Annotated in this window: 9 protein-coding genes; 6 read left to right on the top strand and 3 right to left on the bottom strand. The window is 68.2% G+C overall.

Annotated features, from left to right (window positions below):
* Window positions 1-690: HNH endonuclease signature motif containing protein (locus tag A5706_RS12225; RefSeq protein ID WP_156767081.1), on the top strand; the 690-nt coding region annotated here is incomplete at its 5' end.
* 18 nt (window positions 691-708) lie between these two features.
* Here A5706_RS12225 and A5706_RS12220 read toward each other — a convergent pair.
* Both A5706_RS12220 and otsB read right to left on the bottom strand, forming a co-directional pair.
* Complete coding sequence (locus A5706_RS12220) at window positions 709-1,515, bottom strand: universal stress protein (protein ID WP_068130748.1); 807 nt, start codon at window positions 1,513-1,515, stop codon at window positions 709-711.
* A gap of 105 nt (window positions 1,516-1,620) precedes the next feature.
* Complete coding sequence (gene otsB, locus A5706_RS12215) at window positions 1,621-5,316, bottom strand: trehalose-phosphatase (protein ID WP_068130745.1); 3,696 nt, start codon at window positions 5,314-5,316, stop codon at window positions 1,621-1,623.
* Window positions 5,317-5,418: 102 nt separating this feature from the next.
* Between otsB and A5706_RS12210 the strand changes: the two genes are divergently transcribed.
* The 5 genes from A5706_RS12210 (at window position 5,419) to A5706_RS12190 (ending at window position 10,913) form a co-directional block, all read left to right on the top strand.
* Window positions 5,419-6,306 carry a universal stress protein gene (locus tag A5706_RS12210; protein ID WP_068130791.1) on the top strand — a complete coding sequence of 296 codons (888 nt, stop codon included), beginning with the start codon at window positions 5,419-5,421 and terminating at the stop codon, window positions 6,304-6,306.
* Between the two features lie 38 nt (window positions 6,307-6,344).
* Entirely contained in the window at window positions 6,345-7,817 is a 1,473-nt protein-coding gene (locus A5706_RS12205) for a bifunctional aminoglycoside phosphotransferase/ATP-binding protein (RefSeq protein ID WP_231985223.1), read from the top strand.
* 110 nt (window positions 7,818-7,927) lie between these two features.
* Window positions 7,928-8,932, top strand: a complete 1,005-nt coding sequence (locus A5706_RS12200; RefSeq protein WP_068130742.1) for an NAD(P)H nitroreductase — start codon at window positions 7,928-7,930, stop codon at window positions 8,930-8,932.
* A 15-nt stretch (window positions 8,933-8,947) separates the two neighbouring features.
* Window positions 8,948-10,051, top strand: a complete 1,104-nt coding sequence (locus tag A5706_RS12195; RefSeq protein WP_068130786.1) for a 3-oxoacyl-ACP synthase III family protein — start codon at window positions 8,948-8,950, stop codon at window positions 10,049-10,051.
* The gene (locus tag A5706_RS12190) at window positions 10,035-10,913 is read left to right on the top strand and encodes a 3-oxoacyl-[acyl-carrier-protein] synthase III C-terminal domain-containing protein (RefSeq protein ID WP_068130739.1); all 879 of its coding nucleotides are present in this window, start codon (window positions 10,035-10,037) and stop codon (window positions 10,911-10,913) included. The genes A5706_RS12195 and A5706_RS12190 overlap by 17 nt, the downstream gene beginning before the upstream one ends.
* Before the next feature lie 61 nt (window positions 10,914-10,974).
* Here A5706_RS12190 and ppsA read toward each other — a convergent pair whose 3' ends face one another.
* Window positions 10,975-13,371: a phosphoenolpyruvate synthase gene (gene ppsA, locus A5706_RS12185; RefSeq protein ID WP_068130736.1), complete on the bottom strand. Its 2,397-nt coding sequence runs from the start codon at window positions 13,369-13,371 to the stop codon at window positions 10,975-10,977.
* Between the last annotated feature and the right edge of the window lie 3 nt (window positions 13,372-13,374).

Raw genomic sequence — 13,374 nt, 5'->3', positions numbered from 1 at the left:
CCGGCCAAGCTGGCCGCCCCGGGCACCGCCAACCCCGAGGATGAAAACCCAATCATCGATGCGACCCCCGACGAGGATGCGGCGTGCCGCGACACCCGATCCCAAGCCCAGCGCAACCATGACGCCTTCCTCGCGGGCCTGCGCGCCCTGTTCGCCTCGGGCGAGTTGGGCAGCCACAACGGGCTACCGGTCTCCATCGTCGTGACCACCACACTCAAAGAGCTCGAGGCCGCGACCGGCAAGGCGCTCACCGGCGGCGGCACCCTGGTGCCGATGTCCGACGTGATCCGCTGGGCCGGCCACGCGCATCACTACCTGGCGATCTTCGACCAGGCCAAGTCGCTGGCGCTCTACCACACCAAGCGGCTGGCCAGCCCCGCCCAGCGCCTCATGCTCTACGCACGCGATCGCGGCTGCACCAAACCGGGCTGCACCGCCCCGGCCTACCACAGCCAGGTCCACCACCTCCGCGGCTGGACAACCACCCACCGCACCGACATCGACGACCTCACCCTGGCCTGCGGACCCGACAACCGCCTCGCCGAACAAGGCTGGACCACCCGCACCAACGCCCGCGGCCAAACCGAATGGATCCCCCCACCCCACCTCGACCACGGCCAACCCCGCACCAACAGCTTCCACCACCCCGAACGATTCCTGCGCGACACCGACGACGACGAACCCGTTTGACGGCAATCGCTCGACGCTTTAGTCGCGCACCACCAGCACCGAGCATCCGGTGCGGCCGAGCGGGGATTGGTCCGACGGGCCGATGATCTGGGCGACCTTGTCGGCGTCCTCGCTGCCCACCACCGCGAGATCCACGGATTCCTCTGTGTGGGTGAGGAATTCGGCAGCCCCGCGCCTGGCGGCGGCCGGCATGACGTGCACCTCGCGATACTGCGATACCCACTTGCGAAGCCGGGGCTCAAGCTGCTCGTAGGGGATCTCGCCCAACCCTCGCCGCCACGTTCCGAGCGCCAGGATCGACGCCCCGCGCTGCCGCGCCGCCCGGAAGCCGTGCTCGAGGACAGCGTCGTTGCCCGGTGAATCGTTGACGACGACGGCGACGTACCCGCCATCCTTCGCCCTGGCGTCACCGTTGTCGCGGACGATCGCCACCGGGCAGTGCGCTTTCCGGGCGACGGTGTCGGCGGTCGAGCCGAGTATCTTGCGTGCGACCCACCCGATACCCGCGGACCCCACACAAACCATTGCAGCACTACGTGATTCGTCGATCAGGACGCCCTCCGGCGATCCGTGCACGATGTCGCATTCGACTTTGACCGGCTCGCCCAACGCCGCAAGCGCCGCGTCGGCGGCGCGGAGGGACTCCTGGGCGTACTCGACCTCCAGGCTTGCGTCGTTGCCCACGTCGCCAGGTACCGCTTGGACCAGGCGTAGCGGCACGTTGCGGTTGATCGCCTCGGCGACCGCCCACTTTGCCGCGTTGATCGCCGCGTCCGACCCGTCGATGCCCACGACGATCCGCTCCGATGACGGCGGCTTGTTCATCACGTCCTCCTGATCCGGCGGGCGCGGCCGCCATTCGCAGACGTTATTTGGGGACGCCGGCGTGTCGGCAGGGCCATTCGACCCACATCCCTGGGCATTAGGGCTTCACGCGACCTCGATGCTCTGCCCGGGCAGGAGATGCTGCACGCGGCCACGGCATTCGACCGTGATCGGTCCGGGATTGCCGGACTCGGACGTCAAAACGCCGGTCTTCCCGCTGATCCGGAGGTGAACCCGCCGGCCGCGGTACACGAAGGGGAACTCGATGGGGCCGAGCGCCTCTGGCCAGTGCGGGGCGAGCACCAGTCGATCGTCGCGCGTTTCCAGCCCGGTGAAGCAGCGTTGCAGCAGATCGACGCTGCCCGCCATCGCCGCCAGGTGTATCCCTTCGGAGGTGGTACCACCCTGGATATCGACGACATCGGAACTCAGTACCTGGACGAAGTACCGCATGGCGTGGTGCCGGTGGGCGCGCGTGAGCACCCAGGAGTGGACGATCGCGCTCAGCGTCGATCCGTCCGATGTCCGCGACAGGTAATACTCGATCGTCTTTGGGATTTGCTCGGGCGCGAAGCGGTAATCGAGCCGGCCGAACAGGCCCAGCAACTCCTCCGACGACAGCAGGTAGAACAGCATCAGCGCATCGGCCTGCTTGGACGCCTTGTAGTTGTTCACGCTGTCGTTCTCGGCTTCCAGGATGCGGTCGAGCCGCTGAATGTTCCCGTATCGCTGCCGGTAGCCCTCCCAATCCAGCTCTGCCAGCTCCGAATAGCCTTCGAACTGACTGATCACGCCGTCGTGGAAGGGCACGAACATGCGCCGCGTCACGTGATCCCACCGATCGAGCTCTTCTGTGGCCAGGTCGAGCTTCGCGACCAGATCCAGCCGGTCGCGCAGCGGCAGCAGGTCCAGCGCGTCCATTGCCCGCAGGATCACCCAAACCGCCATCACGTTGGTGTACGCGTTGTTGTCGATGCCGTCGTATTCCTTACCCGGATAACCCGAATGGAACTCGTCGGGACCGATGATTCCCCGGATCGTGTATCGGCCGCGCGTGTCGTCGAACGTCGCCAGGCCCACCCAGAAGCGCGCGATCTCGACCAGCATCTCGGTGCCGTAGTCGATCAGGAATTGGCGGTCACCGGTCACCTGATAGTTCTGCCAGGCGTTGTATGCGATGGCGAGTCCCACGTGATGCGCGCGCGCACTGGCGTCCGGATTCCACCGGCCGGACTGCGGATTCAGGTGCACCTCCTGGCTCACCTCGCGCCCGTCGCTGCCCGATTGCCAGGGGTACATCGCGCCGAGGTAGCCGGCCCGCCGGGCGGCGCGTCGCGCCTCGGGAAGCCGCCGATAGCGATACAGCAGCAGCGAACGGGACACGTTCGGCAGGCGCAGGCTCAGGACGGGGGAGACGAACAGCGCATCCCAGAAGACATGCCCGCGATAGGCCTCCCCGTGCAGTCCCCGCGCCGGGACACCGGCGTCGAGCTCGGCGGTGTGCGGGGAAATCGTCTGCAGCAGGTGCACCAAATGCAACCGGAGGACCCGCAGCGTCGGTGTGCCATCGGCTAGGCCTATGTTGCATTGTTCCCACAGCCGGTCCCACGCCCGGGCGTGCTGTTGATGGAGTTCGCTGTAGCGGCCGGCCGCGTCGAGATATTGCTGGGCTGCGCTTGCCGGTTCGGATATGGCGGTGTCCCGGCCGGTAAAGACCGTCACGACTTTCTCGCACGTGAGGGACTGGCCGGCGGATAGGGTCAGCGTGATCTCGTGGCCGCCACGATTGCCTTCCCGCACGAAGGCGTAGTGGGCGTCGACGGCCTGGGTGTCTCTGACGTCGTTGCGCCACAAGGCGGTCCGTGCCGCCACGGCGATTGAGATGCGAGACTGCGATGTTTCGGTCCGCAATAGCACGGAGCCGGGCGCTGTTTCGTCCACGACCAACCCGGTGAGGTGGGCGCCGGACAATGACCGGTAGCGCTCCACCATCGTATTTTGGACGCCTGCGTCCAGCAGAGATCTGAACTCGACAGTGCCCGACCAGTTCTCGGCGAGGAGCGTGGTCTGCATGGCGAGCAGGTGAGGTTGGTGCATGGATGCGAAACGCTGCTGGGTCAGTGTCGTGATCTGGCCCGCGCCGTCCCGGAACCGCAGGCTGCGGGTCAACGTCGCATTCCGTAGGTCGAATGTCTGCCGATAGAACAGCAATTCGGTGTCGTCGACGTGGAACCAGGCCCCGCCGTTGATCCGGAATGTCAGCGGGAGCCAGTTCGGCAGGTTCACGAGGCTTTCGTTCTCGATGGTGCGGCCCGCGACCCGGTCGGCCAGCGTGTTGTACACGCCGGTGGCGTAAGTGCCCGGGTAATGAGTTTCGGATGCGGCCGCCTCCGGTGCGCACCCGCGGGTGGCGATGTAGCCGTTGCCGACGACGCAAAGCGCCTCGCGCAGTCGCTCATACGTCGGGTCGTAGCCCTCGTAAACCAGTTCCCACGCGTCGTCCGGCGTCGTCGCCGCCTGTTGTAGGTCCTGGGCCAGCTGACTGACGAAGTCGGTTACCACGGAGGGGTTTTCGAGGCTGAACAGTGCGGCAGAATCGCGATCACCGTCCTCGTCGTGGCGCACGACGATCCCTACCCCGTCGAATTGGACAGCGTCGAAGGCGTCCTCGTCGGTGATGTCGTCGCCGACATAGATCGGCAAGACCGTACCGGGATCGGCGCCGTAGCTGCCCAGAATGCGCCGGAGGAGCCAATTGAGCGTCGCACCCGCGTCCCAGCCCAAGTTTGGACGGAGCGCGATGACTTTGCGGCCGGGGGTGACCCGCAGGCCCTCGGTGCGGCCGACATCACGGGCCGCCACGAACAGCCGGTCGACGTCGTGGGGATTGGCGTTGCGATAGTGGACCGCAACGGAAAAGCGCTTGTGCTCCACCACAATTCCGGGGACATCGCTCAGCGCCTCGGCCAGGCGGCCGGCGGCGCGCGCCAGGGTGTCGGCGACGCCGGCGGATGCCGCGTTCTCATAGTAGGTGCCGTCCGGCGCCACCAATTCGAGACCGTGGTTGCCCGCGTACCACACGCCGTCGACCTTGGCCCGCTCGCGGACGTCGGCCACGTCGCGGCCGCTGACCACCGTCACGGGACACCGCGTGGCCAGGGCTCGCAACGCCTCTTCGGCACCCTCGACGAGCCTCGCCGAGTCCGGGTGCTCGACGATCTCTGACAGCGTGCCGTCGAAGTCGAGGAAGACGGCCGGTTGGCGCGTCGCCACCAGTTCCCTGACTTGGCTGTAGGCCTGCAGAGCGTCGGCAATGCGGGACATGGGCCAACCGCCGCTTCGAACCGAGATCTCGGCCAGGTCGGCGATTACGGTGTCCGCCCCGCACGAAAGCAACTCGTCCACACGCCCGTTGCGGGCTAGACCGATGACGAGGCCGAAGCCGGACTCCCTGCCGGCCTTGACGCCGGCCGGATCGCGCTCGATAACCACGCAACGGGCCGGGCGCACCTTTAGGCGGTTTGCCGTTTCGGTCAGGTGGCTGTCCACCTCACCCACCAGGTCGTCGATACCCGCGGCGCGCAGGACTTGCGCGCAGTCCCGGCGTTGCGAGTAGACGGCCGTCGCAACGCCGACATCGCGCAGTCGCCGCAGCAACGGAACTGTCGAATCACGAGGCTCGACACCGTCGTGCGGAATCTCGGTGGCGACGCTGTCCAGGCCGAGAATCACCGCATCGTGGTAGCGCCGGTCAACGGTGGCGGGCCATTCGGTCACTCCTGTGACGATGCCACTCCGCAGGCCCCATCAACGGGGCCTCATGTCCACGGGTTTGGGGACTAAAGCCTCATGATCGACGAGGGTTCGGCCAATAGCGTTTTCTCCGGACAAAGGGAGAAAAAGATGTCTACACCCACGAACCGCCACGGCATCGTCGCCGGAGTCGACGGGTCGCCCGCATCGAACGCCGCCGTCTGCTGGGCGGCCCGCGACGCGGCGATGCGGAACGTCCCGTTGACCTTGGTGCACATGTACAGCACGTACGTGCCGACGTTCCCGCAGATACCGCTTCCGGCCGGAGTCGCGGTTTGGCAGGAGGAGGACGGACAGCAGGTCCTCGAGCAGGCGATCAAGATCGCCCAAGACGCGGTCAAGGGCGACCAAAAGATCGCAATCACCGGCGAACTGAAGTGCTCGCCACCGGTTCCGACGCTGATCGACCTGTCCGAAGAGGCCGAGATGATCGTGGTCGGCAGCAACGGGCGTGGAGCACTGGGCCGGGCGCTGCTGGGTTCGGTCAGTTCGAGCGTCGTGCGGCACGCGAAGTGCCCGGTCGCCGTCGTGCGAGACGAAGACCCGTTGATGCCGCACCCACAGCAGGCTCCCGTGCTGCTGGGCATCGACGGCTCACCCGCCTCCGAGCTCGCGACGGAGATCGCGTTCGATGAGGCCTCCCGCCGCGGGGTGGACCTGCATGCGCTGCACGCGTGGAGCGACGTTCAGGTGCTCGAGCTGCCCGGATTCGATTGGGCCGTGGTCAAGGCGGAAGCCGAGCGCAGCCTTGCCGAAGGGCTGGCCGGCTGGGAGGAACGCTATCCGGACGTAACGGTGCAGCGACTCCTCGTGTGTGATCAGCCGGCCCGCCAGTTGATCGAGAAATCGGAGTCCGCCCAACTGGTCGTCGTCGGCAGCCACGGCCGGGGCGGCCTCGCCCGGACGCTGCTGGGTTCGGTCAGCAACGCCGTCGTGCACTCGGTCCGGATGCCGGTGATCGTCGCGCGGCCCACTTAAGACTTGGCACGGGGGTCCGCGGCGGCGAGGCTTAGGCGGTGACCAACACCCCGGCGCCGTATGTCCCCTACGTCGATGTGCACGAAACCCACACGGGCGTAGTCGTGCTCGCCGGTGACCGGGCGTTCAAGGCCAAGAAGCCGGTGCTGACCGACTTTCTCGACTTTCGCACGCCGGAGCGGCGCGAGCTCGCGTGCCGCCGCGAGGTCGAGCTCAACCGCCGGCTGTCGCCCGATAGCTACCTCGGGGTCGCCCAGCTGTCCGATCCGGGCGGCGGCCCGGCCGAACCGATCGTCGTCATGCGCCGCTACCGCGACGAGGACCGGCTGGCGTCCATCGCGCGCCGCGACACCGACGGCTCGGTGGGAGGGCTGCTCGACACGATCGCCGCGGTGCTGGCCCGCTTTCACGAGCGCGCCGAGCGCGGCCCGGCGATCGACGCGCAGGGCGAGTCGGCCGCGATCGAGAAGCGCTGGCGCGACAACCTGGTGGAACTGGACCGCTACACGGACACGCTGCCCGCCGAGGTGCTGTCGCGAATCCGGCGGCTCGCAACCGAATTCATCGCGGGCCGCGAACCCCTGTTCCGGCGCCGCGTCGAGGATAGGCTGATCGTCGACGGCCACGGCGATCTGCTCGCCGACGACATCTTCTGCGGCCAGGACGAGCCGGCGCTGCTCGATTGCCTGGAGTTCGACGACAAACTTCGCTACGTCGACTGCGTCGACGACGCCGCCTTCCTCGCCATGGACCTCGAGTTCCTCGGCCGCGAGGACCTGGGCAAGCATTTCCTGCGACGCTATGCCGCCCATGCGGCGCGGGAGGCGCCGCCGGCGCTCGCGCACTTCTATGTCGCCTACCGCGCGGTGGTGCGGGCGAAGACCGACTGCGTGCGACTGTCCCAGGGCAAGCGGGAGGCCGCCGACGACGCCGCCCGGCACCTCGCGATCGCCGACGAGCACCTACGCAGCGGCGCGGTGCGCTTGGTTCTGGTCGGCGGAAACCCCGGCACTGGCAAATCGACCGTCGCCCGCGCGCTCGCCGAACGGACTGGGGCCCGGGTCATCTCGACCGATGACGTGCGCCGCGAACTGCGGGACTCCGGCACCATCGAGGGGGAAGCCGGCGTCCTGGATCAGGGACTCTACAGTCCGGACAACGTCGCGGTGGTGTACGAGACCGCGCTGCGACGGGCGCGATCGTTGCTGGGCGACGGGCAATCGGTGATCGTCGACGGCACCTGGCGGAACCCGGAGCTGCGCGCGCGGGCCCACCGCCTCGCGTCCGAAACGCACTCGGCGACGGTCGAACTCATGTGCTCGTCGACCCTCGACACGGCGGCCGGGCGAATCACCACCCGGCGGCCGGGCAATTCCGAGGTGACTCCGGAGATCGCCGCGGCGATGGCCGCCGAGCGCGCCGGTTGGGACACCGCGCGCCGCATCGACACCTCAGGGGCCGTCGAGGACTCGGCGCGCGAGGCCGTCGACGCCTGGCGCCGAGCGGTTTAGGCCCCGATCCCAGGAGTCGAACGCCCCGGTCGTAGGGGACCAACGGCCCTGTCAGCAATGCGAACCACGTCCCTATGGTCAGTTCGAGAGACTTGAGCGGAGTGGTTGAGATGCTGTTGAAAGCGCCGGATTCCGACGTCATCCGGGACGCCGTGATGCTGGCGAGCCGGGCGCCTTCGCTGCACAACAGCCAGCCCTGGAAGTGGGTGGTCGAGGGCGCGCGGCTGCAGCTGTGGGCCGACCCCGGTCGGATGATGCACGCCACCGACCGCACCGGCCGGGAGCTGACGTTGAGCTGCGGCGCGGTGCTCGACCACCTCCGGGTCGCGATGGCCGCGGCCGGCTGGGACAGCACCACCGAGCGGTTCCCGGACCCCAGCGAGCCGGCCCACCTCGCCACGATCGAGTTCCGGCCCGCCGACGGCGTGACGGAGGCGCAGCAGCTGCGCGCCGAGGCGATCCGCCGCCGCCGCACCGACCGGCTGCCGTTCGCCGCCCCCACCGGTTGGCCGGTGGTGGAGGCGGCGCTGCGCCTCGCGGTCCATCCGCACGACGTGCTGCTCGACGTGGTGCCCGACGACGCGCGGCCAACCCTGGCGGAGGCGTCCGCGCTCACCGAGCAGCTGCGGCGCCACGACACCGCCTATCTGTCCGAATTGCGTTGGTGGACGTCACCGTTCGAGTCGGACGCCAGCCACGTGCCGGAAAGCTCGCTGGTGTCCAGCACGGAGGCCGCCCAGGTCGACGTGGCCCGGACGTTCCCGCCGGCGGGCGGGGGCCACCGCGGCGCCGGCGTGGACCACGACCACTCGAAGATCGTCGTGCTGTCCACCCATCACGGCGACACCCAGCAGGACGTGCTGCACTGCGGCGAGGCGCTGTCGGCGGTGTTGCTCGAGTGCACGCTGGCCGACCTGGCCACCTGCACGCTGACCCACATGACCGAGATGGCGATGAGCCGCCACATCATCGCGCAGATCACCGGGTCCGCCGGCCAGCCACAGCTGCTGATCCGGGTCGGCAAGCCCGCTCCGAACGGCCACCACGTCGAGCCGACCGCCCGGCGGCTGGTGACCGAGGTCCTCAAGTTTCGAAGCGACCCGCGAGGGGACTGAAAGGAGGTGGCGCCGATGGCTCGGCACTGGCTGGTGATGGAGACCGCCGGGGAGGGCGTTTCGGCGCCGTTCGTCGCCCGGCTGGCTGGCGCCGGGCGACAGCTGCCCGAAACCCGGCTCACCACCGACGAATTGATGGCGACCACCCGCCACCGCACCCACATCGACCTGGAACGGCTCACCGGGATCCACGAGCGCCGGGTATCGGTGGGCGACGAGGATTCCTACAGCCTGGCCACGTCGGCGGCGCTGAACGCTCTGGCCACCGCCCGACAGGACCCCGCCGCGCTCGACGTGGTGATCAGCTGCAGCATCACGAAGTTTCGCGGCGGCCTGACCCAGTGGCTCGAGCCGACCATGAGCAGCGCGGTGGCCCGCGCGATCGGTGCGTCCCAGGCGATGACCTTCGACGTCTCCAACGCGTGCGCCGGGATGCTCACCGGGGTAACCATTTTGAACAATTGGATCCGGCAGGGCATCATCGAGCGCGGGCTGGTCGTCAGCGGTGAGTACATCTCACAACTGAGCCACAACGCCGCCCGCCACATCCGCAACATCATGAGCAAGGAACTCGCCTGCCTGACCCTGGGCGACGCCGGTGCGGCCCTCCTGCTGGAGCGGGCCCCGGCGGGCTCCGCGGGCATCGGCCTGGCCGGGTTCACCACCGTGGCCGACTACAGCCGGCTGTGCCTGGCCTATCCGGAGGGGCACGACCCGGGCGCGCGGATGTTCACCAACTCCCGCGCCATCCAGAAGGCCGCGATCTCGAACACCCCGCTGCTGTTGAGCGAAGTGCTTGACGCGGTGGGCCTTTCGATTCACGATATCGATCACGTGATCACCCACCAGACCTCGGCGCGGGCCATCCGCAAGGGAATGAAGCGCATGTCGGAGGCGTTCGGCGACAGTCCGCGCCACGACGCGGTGATCACCGTCGACCGGTACGGCAACACGGCGTCGACGACCCACACCGTGGCGCTCGTCGAGGAACTCGAGGCCGGAAACATCCGGCCCGGCGAGCGGGTCGCGTTGCTCGCGCTGGCCTCCGGATTGGAGATCGGCGTCGTCCTGCTCACCCTGGATGAGGATTTGGTGAATCGCTATGGGCACGGTCATTGATCGAGTAGACGTCGCACGCCCGCACCTGCGTGGCCGCCACAGCGCGCTGCACCTCGCGGTGACCGCCGCCAAGGACTGCCTGCACCGGGCCGGGTGCGGTCCCGACGAGCTGGATCTCGTTGTCAATGCGGGGATCTACCGGGATCGCAACCTGGGGGAGCCGGCGCTGGCCGCGCTGATTCAGGACGACATCGGGGCCAATCCGGAGGATCCCCACGCCGGGGCGCACGGCACCTTCTCGTTCGACATCGCCAACGGGGCGTGCGGGGTCCTGACCGGACTGCAGATCGTCGACGGGTTCTTGCGGTCACGCAGCATCGACCGCGCGCTCGTGGTGGCCAGCGACGCCGACCCTGGTCACGGGATGAGCGAGCACTTTCCGTTCTCAGCCGCCGGTGCGGCCCTGCTGTGCCGCTGGACCGACGACGACTACGGGTTGAGCCGCGTGTCCTGGGTCAATACCGAGGACGCAGAGGCTTTCTCGGCGACGGTCGGGTTCGCCGACGCGCGAAATGTGTTGCGCTTCAACCACTGCGCCGACATGGACGACCGGTTCGCCGCGGCGGCCGCCGCGGCCGTGCGCGCGTGCCTGGACGCGCAAGCCACGCGGTTGGACGACGTCGAGCTGATCGTCGCCGCCCCGGCCCGGCCCGAGTACCGCGCGGCGCTGAGCCAGCTGCTCGGGGTGCCGCGCGAAAAGGTCTGCGTCGCAGCCGATCACCGCATGCACACGGCCGCCCTGGCCGCCGCGTTCGAACCGGCGGCCGAAAACTTCCCGGCCGGTGCCCGGGTGCTTTTCGTCGCCGCCGGCGCGGGCGTCACCGCCGGTGCGGCGCTGTATCGCCAGCCGCCGCTGCGGTAATCACATCACCACGAGCGTCGCGCCAGCGTGGCGCTCGGCTTACGGAGATCTCGGCGAAAAGTCACTGCAGCGGCACCGCCTGGCGCTCCAGCTCGAGGATCTGATGGGTGGTCTTCACCACCACGTCTGGGTTCAGGCTGATCGAGTCGATGCCGATGCGGACCAGGAACTCGGCCATGTCCGGGTAGTCCGACGGCGCCTGCCCGCACAGCCCCGAGTGGATTCCGTTGCGGCGGCAGCCTTCCACGGCCAGGCGGATCATCTCCTTGACTCCCTCGTCGCGCTCGTCGTAGTCGAAGGCCACGATCTCGCTGTCGCGGTCGACGCCGAGGGTGAGCTGGGTCAGGTCGTTCGAACCGATGGAGAAGCCGTCGAAGCGTTTGGCGAACTGATCGAGCAGGATCACGTTGTTCGGGATCTCACACATCGCGTACACCTGGAGCCCGTTCTGGCCGCGCTGCAGGCCGAGGTCGGCCATGGTCTGCAGCACCAGGTCCGCCTCGGTTACCCGGCGCACGAACGGGAGCATGATGATGACGTTCGTCAGGCCCATGTCCTCGCGCACCCGTTTCATCGCGCGACATTCCAGCGCGAAACCCTCGGCGTAGGCCGGGTGGGCGTAGCGCGAGGCCCCGCGGAACCCGATCATCGGATTGCTCTCGATCGGCTCGAACGCGCTGCCCCCGATCAGGCTGGCGTATTCGTTGGTCTTGAAGTCCGACATCCGGACCACGACGGGCTTGGGCCAGAACGCGGCCGCGATGGTGCCGATTCCCTCGGAGAGGCGCTCCACGAAGAATGCGCCGCCGTCGGGGTAGCCGCGGGTGAGTCGTTCGATCGTGCGCAAAGCCTCGGCGTCGCCGACCTTTTCGGGGTGCAGCAGCGCCAGCGGGTGCACCTTGATGTATTCGCTGACGATGAACTCCATCCGCGCAAGTCCCACACCGTCATTCGGCAAGAACGACGTCTTGAACGCGAGGTCGGGGTTGCCGAGGTTGACCATGATCTGGGTCCGCGGACGCGCCAGGCCGGCCACTTCGGTGCGATCGACGTGGAAACCCACCTCGCCGCGGTACACGCGCCCGGTGTCGCCCTCGACGCAGGACACCGTGACCACTTCACCGTTCGGGATGCTCGTGGTGGCGTCGCCCGCGCCGACCACGGCCGGGATGCCCAGTTCGCGCGCGATGATCGCGGCGTGGCAGGTGCGCCCGCCGCGGTTGGTGACGATCGCGGCGGCGATCTTCATCACCGGCTCCCAGTCCGGTGTGGTGGTGTCGGCGACCAGCACCTGGCCGGGCTGGAAGTCGGACAGGTGCTCGAGGTTGTCGATCAGCTTGGTCGTGCCCGACGCGACCTTCTCGCCGACGGAGCGGCCCTCGGTAAGGATCTCGCCCCTTCCCTCGAGCACATAGGTCTCCACCATCGTCGAACTGCGTTGGGAGGCCGCCGTTTCGGGGCGGGCCTGGACGATGTAGAGCCGCCCGTCGAGGCCGTCCTTGGCCCACTCGATGTCCATCGGGCGCCCGTAGTGCCGCTCGATGGTGCAGGCGTAGCCGGCCAGCTCGAGGACGTCGTCATCGGTGACGCAGAAGCGGGTGCGGTCGGCCTTCGGCGTGGGGATGTTGCGGGTGGTCTGCTTGGTGCCGCCCTCGACGAAGACCATCTTCACCGCCTTGTCGCCGACCAGGCGGCGCAGCACGGCGCGGTGGCCGGCCTGATAGGTCGGCTTGTGGACGTAGAACTCGTCGGGGTCGACGGCCCCCTGGACCACGTTCTCGCCCAGACCGTAGGCGCCCGTCACGAAAACGACGTCGTTGAAGCCCGATTCGGTGTCGATGGTGAACATCACGCCCGACGAGGCGAGGTCGGAGCGCACCATCTTCATGATGCCGATCGACAGCGAGACCTTGAAGTGGTCGAAGCCCTGGTCGATGCGGTAGTGGATGGCCCGGTCGGTGAACAGGCTGGCGAAGCAGCGGCGGCACGCGTCGAGCAGGCTCTCGGCGCCGGTGATGTTCAGGAACGTCTCCTGCTGGCCGGCGAAGCTGGCCGTCGGCAGGTCCTCGGCGGTCGCCGAGCTTCGCACCGCGAGGCTGACGTCCTCGCCGTACTCCTGTTGAAGCAGGCGGTAGGCGGCCACGATCTCGGCGGCCAGGTCTTCCGGAAGCCCTGCGCCGTAGACGATTTCACGGGCCCGCTTGCCCCGGCGCGCCAACTCGGCGACGTCGTCGGGGTCGAGGTCGTCGAGCTCGGCGTGCAGCGCGTCCCAGGCGCCGGCGCGGTCCAACATGTGTCGGTAGGCGGCCGAGGTGGTGGCGAATCCGTGCGGGACGCGGACGCCCTGCCCGGAGAGCTTCTGGAACATCTCGCCGAGCGAGGCGTTCTTGCCGCCGACCAGCGGCACGTCGTCGATGCCGATCTCTTCGAAGAAGCGAACGTAGTTGAACCTGCTCATGGG

The organism is Mycobacterium sp. E796, from assembly GCF_001672815.1.
Taxonomy (GTDB): Bacteria; Actinomycetota; Actinomycetes; order Mycobacteriales; family Mycobacteriaceae; genus Mycobacterium.
The sequence above is the reverse complement of the archived record's forward strand: the minus strand, read 5'-3'. Positions and strand labels throughout refer to the sequence as shown.